General features: G+C 74.0%; 18 protein-coding genes. 5 read left to right on the top strand and 13 right to left on the bottom strand.

The genetic code is table 11. From position 1 onward, the window contains the following. Positions 1-38: 38 nt before the first annotated feature. A complete protein-coding gene (locus tag ACWDD9_RS22720) occupies positions 39-773 on the bottom strand; it encodes an alpha/beta hydrolase (RefSeq protein ID WP_375875211.1) in 735 nt (244 codons plus the stop codon). A gap of 174 nt (positions 774-947) precedes the next feature. Here ACWDD9_RS22720 and ACWDD9_RS22715 point away from each other — a divergent pair, with 174 nt between their 5' ends. Then, a complete protein-coding gene (locus ACWDD9_RS22715) occupies positions 948-1,910 on the top strand; it encodes a helix-turn-helix transcriptional regulator (RefSeq protein WP_449812512.1) in 963 nt (320 codons plus the stop codon). Positions 1,911-2,016: 106 nt separating this feature from the next. Here the strand turns inward: ACWDD9_RS22715 and ACWDD9_RS22710 are convergent, their stop codons facing one another. After that, positions 2,017-2,406, bottom strand: coding sequence for a thioredoxin family protein (locus ACWDD9_RS22710; protein ID WP_049655132.1), 390 nt, complete (start codon positions 2,404-2,406; stop codon positions 2,017-2,019). 188 nt (positions 2,407-2,594) lie between these two features. On the opposite strand from ACWDD9_RS22710, the gene ACWDD9_RS22705 reads away from it, so the two are divergent. From ACWDD9_RS22705 to ACWDD9_RS22695, 3 genes are read left to right on the top strand one after another with little or no spacing between them, the layout of a single operon-like run. Continuing rightward, complete coding sequence (locus tag ACWDD9_RS22705) at positions 2,595-3,173, top strand: hypothetical protein (protein ID WP_449812511.1); 579 nt, start codon at positions 2,595-2,597, stop codon at positions 3,171-3,173. Between the two features lie 46 nt (positions 3,174-3,219). After that, positions 3,220-3,792, top strand: coding sequence for a sigma-70 family RNA polymerase sigma factor (locus ACWDD9_RS22700; RefSeq protein ID WP_082345936.1), 573 nt, complete (start codon positions 3,220-3,222; stop codon positions 3,790-3,792). Further along, the gene (locus tag ACWDD9_RS22695) at positions 3,789-4,544 is read left to right on the top strand and encodes a zf-HC2 domain-containing protein (RefSeq protein ID WP_449812510.1); all 756 of its coding nucleotides are present in this window, start codon (positions 3,789-3,791) and stop codon (positions 4,542-4,544) included. Before ACWDD9_RS22700 ends, ACWDD9_RS22695 begins: the two co-directional genes overlap by 4 nt. On the opposite strand, the gene ACWDD9_RS22690 is transcribed toward ACWDD9_RS22695, so the two are convergent. The 4 genes from ACWDD9_RS22690 to ACWDD9_RS22675 form a co-directional block, all read right to left on the bottom strand. After that, positions 4,512-5,273 (bottom strand): hypothetical protein, encoded by a 762-nt coding sequence (locus tag ACWDD9_RS22690; RefSeq protein ID WP_449812509.1) that lies wholly within the window; start codon positions 5,271-5,273, stop codon positions 4,512-4,514. The two genes, ACWDD9_RS22695 and ACWDD9_RS22690, sit on opposite strands and share 33 nt — an antisense overlap. Continuing rightward, positions 5,270-5,923: a hypothetical protein gene (locus ACWDD9_RS22685; protein WP_449812508.1), complete on the bottom strand. Its 654-nt coding sequence runs from the start codon at positions 5,921-5,923 to the stop codon at positions 5,270-5,272. The genes ACWDD9_RS22690 and ACWDD9_RS22685 overlap by 4 nt, the downstream gene beginning before the upstream one ends. Before the next feature lie 907 nt (positions 5,924-6,830). Further along, complete coding sequence (locus ACWDD9_RS22680) at positions 6,831-7,343, bottom strand: DUF1990 family protein (RefSeq protein ID WP_449812507.1); 513 nt, start codon at positions 7,341-7,343, stop codon at positions 6,831-6,833. After that, the gene (locus tag ACWDD9_RS22675; RefSeq protein WP_449812506.1) at positions 7,340-8,245 is read right to left on the bottom strand and encodes a YndJ family protein; all 906 of its coding nucleotides are present in this window, start codon (positions 8,243-8,245) and stop codon (positions 7,340-7,342) included. The genes ACWDD9_RS22680 and ACWDD9_RS22675 overlap by 4 nt, the downstream gene beginning before the upstream one ends. Positions 8,246-8,422: 177 nt before the next feature. Here ACWDD9_RS22675 and ACWDD9_RS22670 point away from each other — a divergent pair, with 177 nt between their 5' ends. After that, a complete protein-coding gene (locus tag ACWDD9_RS22670) occupies positions 8,423-8,692 on the top strand; it encodes a DUF1876 domain-containing protein (protein ID WP_049655118.1) in 270 nt (89 codons plus the stop codon). Between the two features lie 141 nt (positions 8,693-8,833). On the opposite strand, the gene ACWDD9_RS22665 is transcribed toward ACWDD9_RS22670, so the two are convergent. The 7 genes from ACWDD9_RS22665 to ACWDD9_RS22635 form a co-directional block, all read right to left on the bottom strand. Beyond that, positions 8,834-9,319, bottom strand: coding sequence for a PPOX class F420-dependent oxidoreductase (locus ACWDD9_RS22665; RefSeq protein ID WP_449812505.1), 486 nt, complete (start codon positions 9,317-9,319; stop codon positions 8,834-8,836). 31 nt (positions 9,320-9,350) lie between these two features. Next, on the bottom strand, positions 9,351-10,961 hold the full coding sequence (qcrB, locus tag ACWDD9_RS22660) for a cytochrome bc1 complex cytochrome b subunit (RefSeq protein ID WP_449812504.1): 1,611 nt from the start codon (positions 10,959-10,961) through the stop codon (positions 9,351-9,353). Between the two features lie 123 nt (positions 10,962-11,084). Further along, the gene (locus ACWDD9_RS22655) at positions 11,085-12,128 is read right to left on the bottom strand and encodes a glycosyltransferase (RefSeq protein WP_449812503.1); all 1,044 of its coding nucleotides are present in this window, start codon (positions 12,126-12,128) and stop codon (positions 11,085-11,087) included. A gap of 128 nt (positions 12,129-12,256) precedes the next feature. Continuing rightward, positions 12,257-12,604 (bottom strand): nuclear transport factor 2 family protein, encoded by a 348-nt coding sequence (locus ACWDD9_RS22650; RefSeq protein WP_049658964.1) that lies wholly within the window; start codon positions 12,602-12,604, stop codon positions 12,257-12,259. A 12-nt stretch (positions 12,605-12,616) separates the two neighbouring features. Beyond that, positions 12,617-16,102, bottom strand: coding sequence for a carboxylic acid reductase (car, locus tag ACWDD9_RS22645; RefSeq protein ID WP_449812502.1), 3,486 nt, complete (start codon positions 16,100-16,102; stop codon positions 12,617-12,619). Then, positions 16,099-17,295: a cytochrome P450 gene (locus ACWDD9_RS22640; RefSeq protein WP_049658615.1), complete on the bottom strand. Its 1,197-nt coding sequence runs from the start codon at positions 17,293-17,295 to the stop codon at positions 16,099-16,101. Before ACWDD9_RS22640 ends, car begins: the two co-directional genes overlap by 4 nt. A 29-nt stretch (positions 17,296-17,324) precedes the next feature. After that, positions 17,325-18,077 carry an oxidoreductase gene (locus ACWDD9_RS22635; protein WP_074002290.1) on the bottom strand — a complete coding sequence of 251 codons (753 nt, stop codon included), beginning with the start codon at positions 18,075-18,077 and terminating at the stop codon, positions 17,325-17,327. Positions 18,078-18,423 lie beyond the last annotated feature (346 nt).

Below are 18,423 nucleotides of genomic sequence, written 5' to 3'. Positions count from 1 at the left end.
GGGCGGGAAGAGGGGCCGGACCGCCGGACGGGCGGGTTTCAGAGCGCGGCGAGCTCCGCCAGCAACGCCGCCGTGTCGGCCGGGCGGGAGAACATCGGCCAGTGCCCGGTGGGCAGTTCGCGCAGCTCCCAGTTCGGCCCGGACATCCCGGCGAAGTACGGGTGCCCGGCGGCGATCAGCTCGCGCACCTGGGAGAGCGGGAAGGAGCAGGAGACCAGCGCCTGGGGCAGCGCCGCCCCGGCGCCGGTCAGCCGCAGCCGGTCCCGGAACGCCCCGGCCGGGTGCGGGGTGGAGCGGGAGCGGATGGACGCGAGGGCGGCCTCGTCCAGCCCCGCCGTGCTCGTGCCCTGCTCGCCCAGGTACTCCCAGGACGGCAGCGGGAGGCGGCCGTCGACCACCGAGGCCTCGGCCGTCTTCTGGTAGTCGGGCTGCCAGAGGTCGTACACCGACGAGCCGTCGATCAGCGGGCCGCTGTCCAGGTAGACCACCCGGCGGATCCGCTCCGGCATCCGGTCCGCGAGCCCGCCCACCGGGGCACAGGCGCCGCTGTGGGCGACCACGACGACATCCGACAGGTCCTCCCGGACCAGCAGTCCGGCGAGGTCGGCGATGTGGTCCTCCAGCCCGAACTCGCCCTCCTCGCCCGCGCGTTCGCCCACTCCGGGCAGGCTGACGGCGTACACCCGGTGCCCGGCCGCGCGCAGCGGCGCGGCCACCTCGTCCCAGGCCCAGGCGCCGATCCAGAATCCGGGGACCAGTACGAACGTGCTCATGGCGGATCGCTCCTTCGTCGGTGGGAAATCCGGGGAGGCCGCGACGAGCCGTGGACGTCTCGACGGGCGGCCCGCGAGGGGCTCCATCGAGGCGGGGCCTCCTCCACCGCCGACTCTAGGATCGGATCCGGACAGAAGTCGCCCGGATTTCCGCCGAGGAAAGGAGTGCGCGCGATGGAACACCCGGTCAGCCGCGTCCTCGCCCTGCTGGAACTGCTCCAGGACCGCCCCGGCCTGACCGGCGCCGACCTGGCCGCCCGGCTCGACGTGGACGAGCGCACCGTCCGCCGCTACGTCGCCCGGCTGACCGAACTCGGCATCCCCGTCGAGGCCGACCGCGGCCGCTACGGGGGCTACCGCCTGCGGCCCGGCTACCGGCTGCCGCCGCTGATGCTCACCCCGGACGAGGCCGCCTCCGTCGTGCTCGGCCTGCTGGCCGGCCGCAGCTCCGGCCTGTCGGTGGGGGAGGAGGCCACCGGGACGGCCCTCGCCAAGATCCAGCGGGTGCTGCCGCAGCCGCTGCGCGAGCGCGTGGCGGCCGTCGAACAGACCCTCGGACTGACCGCCACCCCCGCCACCGGCCCCGGCCCGGCCGCCGCCGCGCTGTTCACCCTGGCCGAGGCGGCCCGCCGCCGTCGCCGGGTGCGGCTCGCCTACCGGGACCGGGAGGACCGGCCCAGCGAACGCGACTTCGACCCGTACGGGCTGGTCTTCCACTCCGGGCGCTGGTACACCACCGGGCTCGACCACCGCAGCGGCGGGCCGCGCACCTTCCGGCTGGACCGGATCACCCGGGTCGAACAGGGCGAGGCCGGCTTCGAGCCGCCGGAGGACTACGACCCGGTCCAGCGGGTGGTGGAGTCACTGGCCGGCGCGCCCTGGCGGCACCGGGTGGAGGTCGAACTGCGGACCACCCTCGCCGAGGCCCGCCGCCGACTGCCGCCCGCCGTCGGCACGCTCACCGAACTCGCCGAGGGCCGGGTGCTGCTACGGGCCCGGGCGCAGAACCTGGACGGCGTCGCGGTGCTGCTGGCCGGCCTCGGGTGGCCGTTCACCGTCCGGGAACCCGCCGCGCTGCGCGCCGAGGTGCGGGCGCTCGCGGACCGGCTCGCCGCCTGGGGCGCCGAGCCGTCGTGACGGCGGGTGCGGCGGTGGACGGCCCCGGGGAGCGGGGAGCGGGCATGCCGAGGGCCCGGGGAGCTTCGACTCCCCGGGCCTTGGGGCCTGTCTTCGGACGTCCGGATCAGGCCTGGCCGCCGGCCGCCCGCTCCTCGGCGACCTTGCGCTTCACCTCGGTCATGTCCAGCTCGCGGGCCTGGCCGATCAGGTCCTCGAACACCGCCTCCGGCAGCGCACCGGGCTGCGAGAAGACCAGCACGCCCTCACGGATGATCGCCAGCGTCGGGATCGACTGGATGTCGAACGCGGCCGCCAGCTCCTGCTGCGCCTCGGTGTCCACCTTGGCGAAGACCAGGTCCGAGTGGCGCTCGGCGGCCTTCTCGTACACCGGGGCGAACTGGCGGCACGGCCCGCACCACCCGGCCCAGAAGTCGATGAAGACGAAGTCCTTGCCCTCCGGGCCCGGGACGATCTCGTCGAAGTTCTCCTTGGTCAGCTCGACCGTGTTGCTCATCTCGTGATTCCTTCCCTTCCGGACGTGGCGGTTCAGGCCATGTGCCCGCCACAACCGTCCCGGTCGGCGGGGTATTCCGGCGGCGTTCCGGCGGTTGCCGGAGCCAGGGAGTGAGCAGCCGGCGGCCGCCGCCCGTACGGAAGGGTGTCCGGTCCGTTCCGACCCCTTCCCCCCGAGGGAGGCACCCCATGCGCAGCACACTCCGCACCCGGCGGACGCTCGCGCTGACCGCGTCCGGCATCGCGGCGGCCGCCCTGATCGCCGGCTGCGGATCGTCCGGCGGCTCCTCCGGTCCGTCGAGCAGCCCGAGCGGTCCGGGCACCCCGGCGGCCGTCACCCTGCAGACCGCCCAGGACCCGAAGCTGGGCACGATCGTCACCGACAGCGCGGGCTTCACGCTCTACCGCTTCGACCAGGACCGGAACAGCCCGCCGGAGTCCTACTGCAACGGCAGCTGCGCCGTCATCTGGCCGCCCGAGCACGCCGACGGCAACGGCAACGTCACGGTGAAGGGCATCGACAGCAAGCTGGTCGGCACCGTCACCCGTGACGACGGCACCAAGCAGGTCACCCTGAACGGCTGGCCGGCCTACCGCTACTCGCCGGACACCAAGCCCGGCGACACCAAGGGCCAGGGCGTGGCCGGCACCTGGTTCGCGCTGACCCCGACCGGCGGCAGGGCGGGCGCCGCGAACTCCGGCCCGATGAACCCGACGCCCGGCACCCCGGCACCGGGCAACCCGACGCCCAGCACCCCGGGCTACTGACCGGTTCCGATGACCGGCTCCGACCGCCCTCGCCCAGGAGGCCCGGGTGCGCAACGATGAAGTGGTGACCGAGGAGCACCCCGTCGGCCGCACCGGCGGCCACGACACGGGGGCGCCGGACGAGGACCTGATGCGCGCCCTGTACCGGGAGCATGCCGGTCCGCTGTTCGGGTTCGTGCTCCACCTGGTCGCCGGGGACCGGCAGCGGGCCGAGGACGTCGTGCAGGAGACCCTGCTCCGCGCCTGGCGCAACATCCACCGGCTCGACCCGGAGGCCGGCTCGCTGCGGCCCTGGCTGGTCACCGTCGCGCGGCGGATCGTGATCGACGGCCACCGCGGCGCCATGGCCCGGCCGCGCGAGGTGGACGCCTCGGCACTGGAGCAGCTGCCCGCCGAGGACGAGATCGACCGGGCGCTGCGGATGATGACCGTCGCGGACGCGCTCGGCGACCTCTCGCCCGTGCACCGGGAGATCATCGTCGAGACCTACCTGAAGGGCCGTACGGCCAACGAGGCGGCCGCCGAACTCGGCATCCCGGCCGGGACGGTGCGCTCGCGGGTGTTCTACGCGCTGCGCTCGCTCAGGCTCGCGCTGGAGGAACGGGGAGTGACATCGTGACCAGGCACCCCGACCGCGATCCCGGCCCCGACCGGGCGCCCGGTGGCCCGGTGCACGTCGACGCGGGCGCGTACGTCCTCGGCCTGCTGGAACCCGTCGAGCGCGCCGCCTTCGAGCAACACCTCGCCGACTGCCCGCAGTGCGCCGAGCAGGTGACCCAACTCGGCTCGGTGGAGCCGTTGTTGGCCGAGTACGCGGCCACCGCGCGGGCGGCCGGAACGGACCCGGCCGGTCCCGCCCCGCAGCCGGACCCCCGACTGCTGGACCGGCTGGTCGCCGAGGTCGGCGCCACCCGGCGGCGGGGCCGGGTGCGGCGGCTGGTGCTGGCCCTGGCCGCCACCGCGATGGTGGCGGCCGGCCCCGCCGTCACCGCCGCGGTGCTCACCGCCGACAACACCCCCGCGGTGGTCGCGGTGGCCGAACAGTTCAGCGCCACCGACCCGGGCACCGGCGCGCACGCGACCGTCGGCCTGGACGGCACCACCTGGGGCACCCAGGTCAGCCTGCAACTCTCCGGCGTCCAGGGCCCGTTGACCTGCAGCCTGGTCGCCGTCTCGCACACCGGCGAGCAGCAGACGGTCACCACCTGGTCCGTCCCGGCGGGCGGTTACGGGAACGGCGGCGGGAGCGGCGACGGCACCGTGCGCACCACCGGCGGCGCGGCCTTCCGACTGGCGGACATCGACCACTTCGAGGTCCGCGTCCAGGACGGCGGCGCGCTACTGGTCGCGATCCCCGTACACCACCCCTGAATCCCAGCAGATCGTGTACGACTCCAATCGTTCCACCCGGGCCGCGCCCCGGACACCCGGCCAGTACGGGCTCGGCTCGCCACCGCCGGTCATGTGCTCCCGGCCCCAGATCCGGCTCCAGCCGGTCCGCAGCGCCGGCTCGAAGCTGTGCCACCGCCCGCAACCGCAGGGCGTCAGCACCCGCGCGCAGCAGCGGCACAGCTCGGCCCGGCCGTGGCCGTGACCGTCGCCGCGGTCGTCGCCGGGGCCGGTCGGGAGCGGCACCGGCGGGCCCTGCTCCCCGCAGGCCGGGCACCCGGGCAGCACGGCACCGTCCAGCAGCGCGTTCTGCCGCCGGACGTAGTCGGGCAGCCGCAACGGCGGGTGCAGGAACGGGTCGTGCTCCCAGGCCGCGTTCGGCGACCCCCACCAGCGCACGTGCCACCAGGCCGTCTCCGGAGGCAGTCGCCGCCCGGCCCGCTTCTGCGCCCGGCGCTGCTCCGCGTACTCCTCGGCCCTGGCCCGCCACAGCTCGCGCGCCTCGTGCAACTCGTCCACCGCGCGGACCAGGGCGTCCGGGTCGGCCTCCAGGAAGCGCGGAATCCGGGCGCTGACGGTGAGGTGGTGGTACGTCGCCCGCAGGCCGTACGGGGCGAAGCGGGTCAGGCAGGTGCGCAGCGCGCTGTGCCGCCGGTACGGCGGGAGCGAGGCGTCGTGCACCCGGGCCCGGTGGGTGTGGAAGCTGGTCATGACGGCGGCTTCAGGTCCGGGGCCGGGTCCAGGTCCAGGGCTCGGGCGAGCGCGGCGGTGACGGCGGCGGCGTGCCCGGGCAGCTGCCGCTCGGCCCAGCCCGCCGCGAGCGCGAGGAAGTCGCGCAGGTCCCGCTCGACTCCGGCGAGCAGCCGGCGCAGTTCGTCCACCGGCAACTCGACCACCGGGCCCTCGTCGCCCTCGGCGTCCTGGGTCAGCCGGACCACCCGGCCGACGCACTCGGCCCGGGCGTCGGGGTCGTGGCCGAACCAGGCGGTGCCGGACCCGTCCGTGACGTCCAGCCACTCGCGCCAGTCCTCCAGCCCGTTGCAGCAGCCCGGCCTGAAAACGGCGCCGGTGGCGGAGTCGGTCACCACCAGCCCGCCGGGGGCGTACGGGTGCGGCTCGGTCAACAGCGCGTGCAGGAACGCGCCCAATGGGTCCGCCGACCGGGGACCTCGCCCCTCGGCGTGCCCGGGGTCGGGCTCGACGTCGTTGCAGTCCGCCAGCCGCCACACCGCCGTGCCCACCTCGTCCGACGTCAACCGCCCGTCCAGCGCGAGATCCCCGTACGGCCCGAGCTCGGCCGTCGGCCAGAGCGTGAAGCCGTCGGAGGCGAAGATCTCCAGGACCGGTCGCATCGACATCATCCGCCGATCATCCCGAACACACCCCTGCCCCGACCAGCCGTTTTACGCCCCACCCCCGCCCTGGACCCAGCCGGCCTCCGCCACCACCTGCTCGGCCTCGGCCGCCCACCTCGAGGCTGCCGTCCAGCCGGCTCACCCTCCGACCGGCCTCCGCCATCGCCTGGGCGGTCTGCGCCGTGATGCGGGTGAGTGTGGGCTGGCTGTGTCGGGCGGAGCGCCGCCCCCAATCGACCTCCGCTGCCCGGCGGCCGTCGTTGAGCCGGCCTTCACTATGGCTCGGGTGGCCCTGCCATCAAGCCGATGCCCGCCGCCGTCGCTCGGCCGGCCTGTGCCGCGATGTGGGCCAGTGCGGGCCGGCTGTGTCAGGCAGAACTCCTCCCGACCGGCCTCCACCGCCCGACCAGTCCTTGGTGTTGGGCGGTTGTGCTCGACCGGCTCGCTATCCGACCGGCCCCCGCAAGGTACTTGAGTGGTCCTGCCGCCCAGCCGGATCCCTCCGCCGTCGCCCCGGTGGTCGGTGCCGCGACGGGGACGAGTTCGGGCCGCAGCGGCGGGCGGCCATGGGTTGGTGAATGAGTGGGCCAGGTGGACCGGTTGATTGATGGCGGTGGCGGTGAGGTGCCCCTCCAGGCGGTCTGCGCCGCGCTGCGGGCCAGTTGCGGGCCTTCGGTTTCGGGCAGAGCTTCTCCCGACTGGCCTCTGCCGTCGGGTGGTTGCCGCTCGACCGGGTCGCCGTCCGGCTGGCCTTCGCGGGGTGCTCGGGTGGCCACTCCGCCATCGCCGGGGCGGTCTGCACCGCGATGTGGGTGAGTGTGGGCCCGAAGTGTTGGGCGGGCTGGTTGATGACGGTGGTGGCGAGCGGGGGGTGTGCCGGGGGATCGGGGGGTTGATGGTGCTGGGGCGCTGGTCAGGTGGCCTGGGTGGCGATGCGGGTGAGGACGCGTCCGCAGTGGTGGGCGAAGGCGCGTTGGGTGAGGGGGAGGAGTGGGCCGGCGAGGCGGGCGTACCAGGCGACGGGGCGGCTGAAGGCGGTGACGGAGAAGCGGACTTCGCCGTCGGGGGCGAGTGCGACCAGGAAGGTTTCCTCGCCCTGGGCCAGGTGGCCGGTCCTGGTGCCGTAGGTGAAGCCGTACCGGTCCGGGCCGTCGACCGTGGCCAGGACCCGGTTGGGGGCGCCGGCCCGCAGGGGGCCGAGGCCGATGGCGCAGTGCACGGCGACGCCGGGGGCGGCGCGGTCGGCCGTCGCGTCGATGCGGACGCCCGCGAGCCGGTGCATCCGCCAGTCGAGCAGGGCGGCGCCGGCGGCTTCCAGGGCGGGGCGGCCGTGGCCGATGAGGGTGCTGTGCCGCAGGTGGTTGTAGCCGGCGGGGAGGTGGCCGGTGTGGCTGGCGCCCTGTTCGGGGTAGCTGTAGTCGTTCATCGGGGGGTCTCCGTCGTGTCGGTCCGGGTGGCGTCGGTCCGGTCCGCGGTGATCCGGCGCCAGGCGAGCAGCGCGCAGAGGGCGAAGCCGAGCGCGTTGCCGACGCCGTGGGTGGCGGCCATCCAGGTCAGGGTGGGGTGGGGGAGTCCGGCGGCCCGGCCGAGTGCCCACCACAGGGCGAGCAGCATGGTGAGCGCGAGGACGGCCGAGGAGGCGGCGAGCAGGCGGGCGGTGGTCCGGTCGCCGGTGCGGGGGCGCAGGTCGCGCCAGGTGACCAGGCCGACCAGCCACATTCCGGTGGTCAGGACGGCGGCTCCGGCGAACTGCCACCAGTTGCCGAGGAAGTAGCCGGCCAGCACCAGCAGGGTGCCCGCCGGGACGCTGAGGGCCGCGCAGCGGGCCGGGGCGGAGCCCGGGCGGGCGGCGCGGCAGACCAGTCCGGCGACCAGGGCGGCGGTGAATCCGGCGTAGTGGAAGTGCGGGACGGTGAGCGCCAGGATGTGCGGTTCGAAGCCGAACAGCGGGTAGCCGGAGCGTTCGGCGACCAGGGCGACCCCGGCGACCGAGGGTGCGGCGAGCGCGGTGAGCACCGCGACCTCGGCGGGTGCGAGCGAGCGGGTGCGGGCCAGCCGCAGGGGGGCGTGCAGGGCGACGGCCAGGGTGCCGAGCGCGTAGAGCAGGGCGCAGCCGGTGGCGAGGCCGCCGCCGCGGGGCAGCCAGAGCGAGAGCGCGCCGGGGACGGCGGCGAGCGGCCAGAGCCGGCGGACCCGGGCGAGGCCGGGCTCGTCGACCAGGGCGAGGCCGAGCGGGACGACGGCACCCATGCCGAGCAGGACCAGCAGGTCGACCAGTTCCGTGGTGCCCGGGCCCATCGCGGACACAGCCGTCGTGAGCGAAGCCATCGTGGACACACCCCCTTGAACGCGTTCAAATAGCTTGCGCCGCCGACTCTACGCGGCTGAGTTGAACGTGTTCAACTCAGCGCCGATGTCGTCCCCGATGCCGCTCCGGCCGGCTGGCCTGGTGTTCACGGTGGGTGCGGCGCACTCTGGAGGGGTAACCGATGGAGGTGATCCGCCATGCAGACTCTGGTCGGTTGGCACATCGAGATGGAGTTCCGCGAAGAGGGGGCACGGACCAGCGCCGCCGCACTGCTGCGGCTGCGCGACGGGAGCGAACTGCGCGCCCACGGCTACAGCAGCCGCCACCCCTCCGACCCGGAGCAGCTGAGGGTGGGCGAGGAGATCGCGGGGGCCCGCGCGCTCAACGAGCTCGCCTCGCAGCTGCTCACCAAGGCCCATGCCGAGATCCAGGAGGTCAGTCCGGTCCCGACCCACCCGCTGTCGTGACCTCCGGCCCGCTCTCACCGGCCGCGCCGAAGCGCGTCGGGACGGCGCCGGAAAGCGGCGAGTGCCGGGGCAGACCTTCTCAAGGCCCCGGCACTCGACGGAGGTTGACGATCGGCCGCGACGACCGGACGCGACGGCCCGTCAGTTGACGCAGTAGGTGGCCGGCGGGAGCCACTCCGGCCCGACCAGCCGCCGTTCCAGTTCGTTCAGCGTGATCCGGATGCCGACCGTCCCGGCCAGCCCCACCCGGAACCGGCTGCGGGCGAGCGCGATCAGCGCTGTCAGGCCGTACTTGTTGATCAGCGAGGTGCGGTAGCGGGCGGTGTCGTCGGCGTCGCAGAGCCGGGCCCGGGCCGGGATCCGGCGGCCGGTGGGGCGCCCGTGGGCGTCGCAGGGGCCGATCAGCACCCGGGGGTGGCGGCGGATCCGTTCGGCCTCGCCGGAGTGGGCCGGGGTCCAGACCCCGAGGGCCGTGCCGTCCTGCACCACCCAGAGCTGTGACTCCAGCCGGCTGCCGTCCTCGCCGAAGGTGGTGAGCAGGAGGTACCTGCTGTCGGCGATCCGGTCGGTCGGGTCGCTGCGGTCGACCCGGTCGGTCCGGTCGCTTCGGTCGGTTCGGTCGTGCACCTGTCCTCCCTGTGCCATCGGGGGGTGCGGGTCAGTGCCCGTGGCCCTCGGTGATCTCGTGGAACTCCTCGGCGGTGGGCTTGGGGATCCGGCCGCCCTCGCCGTGGAACCCGCGGGAGAGCCGGGTCCGGGTGCGGGTGAGCACCCCCGCCGGGCGGGCCACTCCATTCTCGTCCACCGGGGCGGGCAGTTCGAGGGGGCGGGGCTGTTCGTGCGCCGTGAGCCGGTGCAGTTCCCGCGGCGTGAGCCGGGCGTGCACTTCGGTGAACTCGCCGTGCGGCAGGCGCTTGATGACACCCGTCTCGCGGCCGTGCAGCACCTTCTCCCTGTCGCGGCGCTGGAGGCCGAGGCACCAGCGCTTGGTGAGGACGAAGACGGCGACCGGGACGGCGAAGAAGCCGACGCGGGCGGCGTACGTGATGGAGTTGAGCGACGGGTGCAGGTGGGTGGCGATCAGGTCGTTGCCGCCGGCCGCCAGGGCCACCAGGTAGAGGCTGATCCAGGCGGCGCCGAGCGCGGTGCGGACGGGCGCGTTGCGCGGCCGGTCGAGCAGGTGGTGCTCCCGCTTGTCGTCGGTCACCCAGTTCTCGATGAACGGGTAGACGGCGATGGCGCCCAGGACGAGCGGGAACAGCGCGAACGGGATGAGCACCCCGAGGTTGAGGGTATGCCCCCACAGTCCGATCTCCCAGCCGGGCATGATCCGGATCAGGCCCTCGGCGAAGCCCATGTACCAGTCGGGCTGGGCGTCGGTGGAGACCTGGTCGGGACGGTACGGGCCGTACGCCCAGATCGGGTTGACGGTCGCGATCGCGGCGGCCAGCGCGACGATGCCGAAGACGAGGAAGAAGAACCCGCCGGCCTTGGCCAGGTAGACCGGCATCAGCGGCATGCCGACGACGTTCTTCTCGGTCCTGCCGGGGCCCGCCCACTGGGTGTGCTTGTGGTAGAAGACCAGGATCAGGTGGGCCACCAGCAGGCCGAGCATGATGCCCGGGATCAGCAGCACGTGGATGGTGAAGAACCGCGGCACGATGTCGTGGCCGGGGAACTCCCCGCCGAACAGGAACATCTGGATGTACGTGCCGACCAGCGGCACGGCGAGGATCGAGCCCTCGATGAACCGGATGCCGGTGCCGGAGAGCAGGTCGTCGGGCAGGGAGTAGCCGAAGAAGCCGTCCAGCATGCCGAGGAAGAGCAGCAGGAAGCCGAAGACCCAGTTGATCTCACGCGGCTTGCGGAACGCGCCGGTGAAGAACACCCGCATCATGTGGACGAACATGGCGGCGACGAAGACGATCGCCGCCCAGTGGTGGATCTGCCGGATCAGCAGTCCGCCGCGGACCTCGAAGCTGATGTCCACGGTGGAGGCGTAGGCCTCCGACATCGGGACGCCCTTGAGCGGCACGTACGAGCCGGCGTAGACCACCTCGCCCATGCTGGGCTTGAAGAACAGCGTCAGCCAGACACCGGTCAGGATGATGATGACGAAGGTGTAGAGGCAGATCTCGCCCAGCATGAAGGACCAGTGGTCCGGGAAGATCTTCCGCAGGTTCGCCCTGGCCAGGGAGTAGATCCCCAGCCGGCCGTCCGCCCAGTCGGCGGCCCGCTGCCCCCGCCCAGGGCTCTGATTCCGGGTCATGTGCACGCACCTCGGTCCGAAGGAAGCGGGGAGGAGCCCCCGGTTCGCACTGGTGCCCACGATAACCGGGGGGTAATCCCCATTTCCATTCGGGGTGGTCGGTGCGCCGAAGGGCGGCGGGTCCTAGGCGGTCGGTGGTTCCACCCGGGCGTACGCCTCCGGCGGGATCGGGAAGCGCCTCAGCAACTCCTCCATCCAGGCGGTCGGATGGGTGGCCGGAGCCGCGCCGCCGGGCAGGGCGCGCGCCTTGCGGATGCCGTCGAGCAGCGCCTCCACCGCGGCCTCGGTGGTGTACCGCTCGGAGACCCAGCGGCGGCCCGCCCGCCGCACCTCGTCCTGGCCGGGCAGGTCGAGCAGTTCCAGGGCCCGGTCCGCCAGCCGGTCCGTTTCGAGCTCCGGGATCCGCCACGCGGACGGCGAGTCGAACAGTTCCGCTCCGCCGCCGGCGGCGTAACCGGTCACCAGGCAGCCGCTGGCCATCGCCTCGGCCGGCGGCAGGCCGAAACCCTCGCCCTCGGGCGCTCCCAGGGCGATGAACACCGAGGTGTCCGACAGCACGCGGGCGACCTCCTCGTGCGGAACCGCGTGGATGTCGTACAGCTCGACGCCCCTGGACCGCGGGTCGGCGTGGAGCAGACGGTGGAGCAGCGTGCTCTCGACCGGGCGCTTGCGGGACATCCACGCGATGCGCCGGACCCGCCCGGTCGACGCCGGCCGGAACAGCCCGGTGTCGACGGTGTTCGGCACCAGGTGCGGTTCGAACCCGGGCAGGGCGCGGCGGAGCATGTCGGCGCCCGCCTTCGAGACCGTCCACAGGGCCGGCCGGGCCGACCAGCCCGGGTACGGGCCGGGGGCGGGGCAGGTCAGGAAGTGGACGTAGTGCCCCTGCGAGTAGACGACCTTGCGGCCGCCGGGCGCCGGGTCGCGGCCCGGGAGCACGCTGACCTCGGGCAGCACGAGGACGTCCTCGGGCCCGAGGTCCAGGGTCATCCCGGACAGCGTCGGCACGTCGTCGTCGAACCACGTGTAGCGGAAGCCCGGTGTGGGCGTCCAGCGGTACGCCTCGACGCCGGCGGCCCGCAGCAGCGCGACCTGTTGGTTCAGGACGCGGATGCCGCCCAGCGGGAACTGGAACTCGAATGACGCGTAGACGACTCGGCCGGTCACCGAACCTCCCTGACGAACCAGCGACTTGAGCGGAACAAGGCCCCACGGATCCAGGGACCCCCGGACCCCCGGACCCACGGACCCACGGACCCACGGACCCCCGGATCCAGGGAACCAGGGATCCGGGGCTACTGCAGGTGCTCCTCGATCTCGGCGATCAGCCCGTCCTCGAAGCGGAAGTAGGTGGTGGCGTGGACCCGGCTGCGGGTGCCGTCCGGCGCCTCCAGCACCAGGACGTGCTGCTGGAGCACCTCGTCGGGCTTGTGGAAGCGGCGCACGACCTCGTACCGCAGGGAGTCGACGGTGGCGAAGAACGCGGCGATCCGCTCCAGCCGGGCGTCGATCGGCCGGGTGCCGTCGCCGTCGTTCTGCCACACCGTGGCGCCGGGGGTGCACAGGGCCCGGAAGCCGGCGAGGTCGCGTGCCTCCAGCAGCCGCAGTCCGGCGTCCACCGTCGCGTCGAGGTCCTGGTCCATGGGCTTCTCCGTTCAGTGCGGGCGGGGAGGGGAGGGGTGCCGGTCGAGCAGGCCGAGGCCGCGCAGGTCGGTGACGTACTTGGCGACGAGGGCGGGGGACAGCCGCGGCACGTCCCGGTCGGGCCCGATCCCGGCCGCCCGGACGGCCTCCCGGAACCGCGGGGCCGGGGCGGGCCGGTCCTCGCCCGGCTGCTCGAAGGCGTGCAGCAGGGGCAGCACCGAGTGGGTGCGCTGCCGTTCCGGCAGGGCCCGGACCGCGGTCGTGAAGCGGGCGAACCAGTCGTCGTAGTCGTCGACGCGCCGGATCGGGTGGCCGTCCTCGACCAGCCAGTCCACGAGGGTGTCCAGCGAGGCGCCGTCGTCGTGCGGGTTCCAGGCGTTGTAGGTGCGGTAGCCGTCCGGGCCCGGGGTGCCCAGCGCGGTGACCGCCTCGGCGAGGAAGTCGACCGGGAGGCCGTCGTACCGCGCGGGCGCGCCGCCGCGGTGGAACGACCGCGGCGCGATCCCGGTGGCCACCAGGCTGAGGACCAGCCGGGTGAACACGTCGGGCACGTTCAGCTGTCCCGGGTAGCTGCTGTGCGCGAGGATCATGCCCGACCGGAACGTGGTGACCGGCAGGCCGTACCGTTCGTGGGCCTCCCGCAGCAGCACCTCGCCCGCCCACTTGCCCGCGGCGTACCCGTCGGCGTAGCCCCGGCCGAGGCGGCGGAGCGGGATCGCCTCCCGGACGTCGGCGTCCTCGTCGAGCGCGGACGGCCCGGCTCCGCCGCGCACGGCCACGGTGGACAGGTAGGTGACGGGCTTGAGCCGCTCGGTGAGCGCCAGCCGGACCAGTTCGGCGGTGCCCGCGACGTTGGGGCCGAACAGCTCGGCGTAGGGCAGCACGTGGTTGACCAGCGCGGCCGGGTGGACGACCAGGTCCACCGACTCGGCCAGCCCGTTCCACACCGCCCGGTCCAGGCCCAGGCGCGGTTCGGCGAGGTCCCCGGCGAGGACGGTCAGCGTGCCGGCGGCCAGCTCCCGGTACCGCCGGGACGCCTCGCCCCCGGTGCCGAAGGCCCGGTCGAGCCGCTCGGCCGCGTCGGCGGGCGTGCGGCCGCGGACGAGGCAGACCAGCCGGCCGCCGGACGGGGCCAGCCGGCGGAGCCACTCCAGGCAGAGGAAGCGGCCGAGGAACCCGTTGGCGCCGGTCAGCAGGACGGTCCGGGGGGACTCCGCGGGGCCGGGCAGGCCCGGCGCGGCGGCCAGGGTCGGGGCGTCGATGAACCGGTCCGGGGTGAGGTCGCGGGCCCGGACCTCGGTCGCGCCGCCGCCGTGCACGGAGGCGGCCGTGGGCCTGCTCCCCGGGGCGGTGCGCCGGGCCTCGACGTACGCCGCCACCCCGGCCAGGTCGGTGGCCGGGCCGAGGACGACGCCGACCGGCACCTCGACGTCCAGGACCTCCTTCAGGAGGGTGGTGAAGGACAGCGCGGAGAGCGAGTCGCCGCCGAGCTCGGTGAACCGCGCGCCGGTGTCCGCGCCGGCGTCGGCCCGGCCCAGGACGGCGCGCACGGCCCGGTTCACGGTCTCCTGGACCGGCCGGTCGGCACCGGTCCGGCGCAGTTCCCGCAGCTGCCGGCCCTGTTCGTCGGCGAGTTCGGCGTAGCGGCGCTCCAGGGCCGCGCCGTAGCGTTCACGGAGCCGGGGGCGCAGCAGCTTGTGGCTGTCGGAGAGCAGGCCGTTGGCCGGGCTGAAGGGCTCGGTCTCGACCAGGAAGTCCCGGGGCACCTCGTACGGGTTGAGCCCGTTCTCCCGGGCGGTGCGCCGCAGTTCCCGGTCGATCAGCAGCTTGAGCGCCGCCGGGTCGCCGTCGGCGCGGGCGATCGCCTCCGGGGTGGGCACCACCACGGCGAGCAGGTGGGAGCGTTCGCTGTTGCCGTACACGAAGACCTGCCGGACCAGCGGGCTGCCGAGGAAGACGCCCTCCAGCCGGGAGACGGTGACGAACTCGCCCTGGGACAGCTTGAGCACGTCCTTGGTGCGGCCGACGTAGACCAGCCGGTCCGGTCCGACCTCGGCCATGATGTCGCCGGTGCGGTAGTAGCCGTCCTCGTCGAAGACGGCGGCGGTGAGCTCGGGCCGGCGGTAGTACCCGGGGATGGCGGCGCTCGTCCTGAGCAGCAGCTCGCCGCGCGGGTGCGGCCGGTCGGTGCGGAAGCAGCCCAGCTCCGGGACGTCGACCAGCTTGTAGTCGAGGACGGGCGGGCGCTGCACCACGGTGTCCAGCAGCACCCCGCCGGCCTCGGTCGAGCCGTAGCCGGTGTACAGGTGCAGTCCCAGGCAGGACTCGACGAACTCCGCGACCTCGGCGGACAGCGGCGCCGTCCCGCAGAAGGCCTTCGCCACCCGCCCGCCCAGGACGGTCTCCCGCAGGTGGGCCTTGACGGCCGCGTCGACGTCGCCGGGCTCGCCGGCCCGCCGGTCGAGTTCGCCGCGGTACCGCTGGAAGAGCATGTCGCAGATCCGGGGGACCATGGTCAGCTCGGTGGGCCGGACCAGCGCGATGTCCTCGAACAGGGAGGACAGGTCGCTCCTGGCGGTGAAGCAGCCCAGGCCGCCCCGGGCGAGCGTGCCCAGCACCGACATCCGGCCCGCCTGGTGGCTCTGCGGCATGTAGTGGACGACGACGGACGGCACGTCGGCGGGCCCGTAGACGAATCCCCACCACGCGTTGCGGGCGAGGCGCTGCGGGTACATCGCCCCCTTCGGGGCGCCGGTGCTGCCGGAGGTGTAGAGGAGCAGGGCCAGCGGGTCCTCGCCCGGGGCGGGGACGTGCAGCGGGGGGTCGGGCAGCAGGGCGCCGCGCCCGACCGCGGCGGTGAGCGTGTCGAGCACGGCGGTGCCGCCGGCCTCGGCCAGCCGCCGGGCGGCGGCCTCGACGGCGGCGCGCTCGGCGGGGACCCCGGGGTGGTGGTCGAACACCAGGAGGCGGCGGACCGACGGCTGCCCGAGCACCGCGGCGACGGCGGTGTCCAGCCGTTCGACGCTGGTGGCGAGGAGCCGCGGCCCGGTCTCCGCGACGATCGGCGCCAGCTGGGAGAGCGGCGCGCTGGCGTGCAGCGGCACGGAGACCAGGCCCAGGTGGACGCCGGCCAGGTCGACGGTGGCGTGGTCGGTGCTGCTGAAGCCGAGGACGCAGATCCGGTCGCCCGGGGCCAGCCGGTACCCGGGCTCGTGCGCCCAGGCCCCGGCGAGCGCCCGGACGCGGGCCCACAGCTCCCCGTAGCTGACGGTGTCGTACCTCGGGAGCAGCCGCCCCGTCGCCTGGTCGCGGGCGCGTTCGCCGAGGGCGGGCCGGTCCCGGTAGGCCGCCATGACGGTCGCCATGATCTCGGCCGGGCTGGTGGCCGGATCGGCGAGCGCCGCCCGTACGGCCTCCGACTGCCCCGTCGCGCCCGGCCCTTCCGACTGCCCCGTCGCGCCCGGGCGGCGGCCGGCCCCGGCCGTGGCGGAGCTCACCAGGCGACCGGCAGGGCGTCGGCCCCGCGGATGAGGCGTTCGGTGCGCCAGCTGATCCGCTCGGGCGGGACGGCGAGGTGCAGCCCCGGCAGACGGCGGACCAGGGAGCCGAGCACGGTGCGCAGTTCCATCCGGGCGAGCTGCGCGCCGAGGCAGTGGTGCACGCCGTGCCCGAAGGTGACGTGCGGGGACGCGCTGCGGTGGAAGTCGATGCGGTCGGGCTGCTCGAAGACCTCCGGGTCCCGGTTGGCCAGCCCGAGTTCGGCGACCACGGCGTCACCGGCGCGGATCTTCTGCCCGCTGAGCTCCAGGTCCTCGACGGCGATCCGGGTGAACCCGGCGGTGGCGCTGATCGGGACGACCCGGGAGAGCTCCTCCACCGCGCCGGGGATCAGGCCGGGGTCGGCGACCAGCTCCCGCCACAGCTCGGGGCGGGTCAGCAGGGTGTAGACGAAGTTGCCGATCTGGTTGGCGGTGGCCTCCTGGCCGGCGGAGAGCAGGCTGACCCCGAGGCCGACCAGTTCCTCCTCGGTGAGCGCGTTCTCCTCGCCCTCGACGGAGGCCAGTTCGCCGAGCAGGTCGGCGGTGGGGTGGACCCGGCGTTCGGCGACCAGGCCCGCCAGGTAGTCGTTCAGGTGCCCGCGGTCGCGGGCGGACAGCTCGGGGTCGGAGAGCGTCAGCAGGCCGTCGACCCAGGAGTTGAACCGGTCGCGGTCGGCGAGCGGCACCCCGAGCAGTTCGCAGATCATGGTGACCGGCAGCGGCCAGGTCAGGGCCTTGGTCAGGTCGGCCGGCGAGCCCGACGCGATCATCGCGTCCAGCAGCTCGTCCACGATCTCCTGGGCGCGCGGCCGCAGCGCCTCGACCCGGCGGAGGGTGAACGGGTTGGCCACCCGGCGCCGGAGCCGGGTGTGCTCGGGCGGGTCCATGCTCAGCATCGAGGTGCGGGGGAGGCCGGCCGAGACCGTGCGGGGCACGTGGTCGCCGACCGCCTCGGCGCGGCTGAACCGGGGGTCGGCCAGCACGGCGCGGACGTCGGCGTAGCGGCTGACCAGCCAGGCGTCCCCGCCGAACGGCAGACGGACCCTCAGCACGGGCTGCTCGCCGCAGACCGCGGCCAGCTCCGGGTCGATGTCGAGCCGGTGCGTCGGGCCGAACGGATAGGCGCGGGGCCCGTCGTCCGTCGCGGTCATGTTGTCAGTCCTTCCGGTCCCGGGGGCGGTCACAGTGCCGCGATCCGCCCGCCGTCGATGACGAGGTTGCTGCCGGTGATCCAGGAGGCGCGTGGGGACACCAGGAACCCGACCGCCTCGGCGATGTCCTCGGTGCGCCCGATCCGGCCGAGCGGGATCCCCTCGGCCCAGTCCGCCGTGTCCGTCCCGAGCCCGAGGTAGTCGGCGATCCCGTCCCGGGCCTCGTCCGCGCCCGGCGTCATGACGTTCCCGGGGGAAAGCGCGACGACCCGGATGCCGTCCGGCGCCAGTTCGGTCGCCAGCCCTTTGTGGTAGACCTCCAGGGCGGCTTTCGCGGCGGCGTAGTGCAGGATCACCGGATAGGACGAGACGGTGGCGATCGAGGACATGTGGACGATGACGCCGCCGCCTCCCGAACGCATCGCGGGGACGAGTGCGGAATTGAGCCGGACGGCGGAGAGGAAATTGATGTCGACGGTGTACTGCCAGTCCTTCTCGATGTCCAGCGCGCTCTGGAAGGTCCGACAGCCGCCGGCGTTGTTGACCACGATGTCCACGCCGCCGAGGATTTCCAGCGCGGTGTCGGCGAATTCCCGGACACCGGCCGCGGTGCTGAGGTCGGACGGTACGAAGGCGGATTCGGCCGGGGTGTCCCCGGTCGGTTTGCGCGCGGTGGTGACGACGGTGGCGCCGCTCTCCAGCAGCTTCCGTGCGATGCCGGCGCCGATGCCGCGGCTTCCGCCGGTCACCACCGCCCGCTTTCCGGCCAATTCCCGTTCCATTCCGGTTCCGCCGCCTCTCCCTGGTCGGAAAACCTGTCCGCGACGCCTTTCGGCAGAAGAGACGCTTTTCGGCGTACGGGCGGGTACGGCCCGGTGCCGGTGCGGAAGGGCGGCGCGGAACCACCGCGGACCACTATCCGCGACCCGCTTCGGCAAGGTCAAGAAGATTGTGTCGATGCAGTGCATCGCCTGGCGCGGTGCAGAAAGGCGGTCGGCCGCCGGGCGGGCCGATGCCGCTGGACGCCGGGAACGATAGCCCCGATAATCGTCGAATTGCCGACGCACGGACCTCCGGTATGAGACGGACGGAAACACCGCCGCGGCGCGGCGGGATATCGCCCGGGGC

Source organism: Kitasatospora sp. NPDC001119, assembly GCF_053598475.1.
This window is presented reverse-complemented; position numbering and strand designations above follow the sequence as displayed.

Bases quoted from the DNA above. Each gene is read 5' to 3' on its own strand.
- ACWDD9_RS22710 (WP_049655132.1), bottom strand. From the start codon at position 2,406: ATGAGCAACACGGTCGAGCTGACCAAGGAGAACTTCGACGAGATCGTC.
- ACWDD9_RS22670 (WP_049655118.1), top strand. From the start codon at position 8,423: ATGCAGACTCTGGTCGGTTGGCACATCGAGATGGAGTTCCGCGAAGAG.
- ACWDD9_RS22715 (WP_449812512.1), top strand. From the start codon at position 948: ATGGAACACCCGGTCAGCCGCGTCCTCGCCCTGCTGGAACTGCTCCAG.
- ACWDD9_RS22650 (WP_049658964.1), bottom strand. From the start codon at position 12,604: ATGGACCAGGACCTCGACGCGACGGTGGACGCCGGACTGCGGCTGCTG.
- qcrB (WP_449812504.1), bottom strand. From the start codon at position 10,961: ATGACCCGGAATCAGAGCCCTGGGCGGGGGCAGCGGGCCGCCGACTGG.
- ACWDD9_RS22720 (WP_375875211.1), bottom strand. From the start codon at position 773: ATGAGCACGTTCGTACTGGTCCCCGGATTCTGGATCGGCGCCTGGGCC.
- ACWDD9_RS22635 (WP_074002290.1), bottom strand. From the start codon at position 18,077: ATGGAACGGGAATTGGCCGGAAAGCGGGCGGTGGTGACCGGCGGAAGC.
- ACWDD9_RS22680 (WP_449812507.1), bottom strand. From the start codon at position 7,343: ATGAACGACTACAGCTACCCCGAACAGGGCGCCAGCCACACCGGCCAC.
- ACWDD9_RS22675 (WP_449812506.1), bottom strand. From the start codon at position 8,245: ATGGCTTCGCTCACGACGGCTGTGTCCGCGATGGGCCCGGGCACCACG.
- ACWDD9_RS22690 (WP_449812509.1), bottom strand. From the start codon at position 5,273: ATGACCAGCTTCCACACCCACCGGGCCCGGGTGCACGACGCCTCGCTC.
- ACWDD9_RS22685 (WP_449812508.1), bottom strand. From the start codon at position 5,923: ATGATGTCGATGCGACCGGTCCTGGAGATCTTCGCCTCCGACGGCTTC.
- ACWDD9_RS22640 (WP_049658615.1), bottom strand. From the start codon at position 17,295: ATGACCGCGACGGACGACGGGCCCCGCGCCTATCCGTTCGGCCCGACG.
- ACWDD9_RS22705 (WP_449812511.1), top strand. From the start codon at position 2,595: ATGCGCAGCACACTCCGCACCCGGCGGACGCTCGCGCTGACCGCGTCC.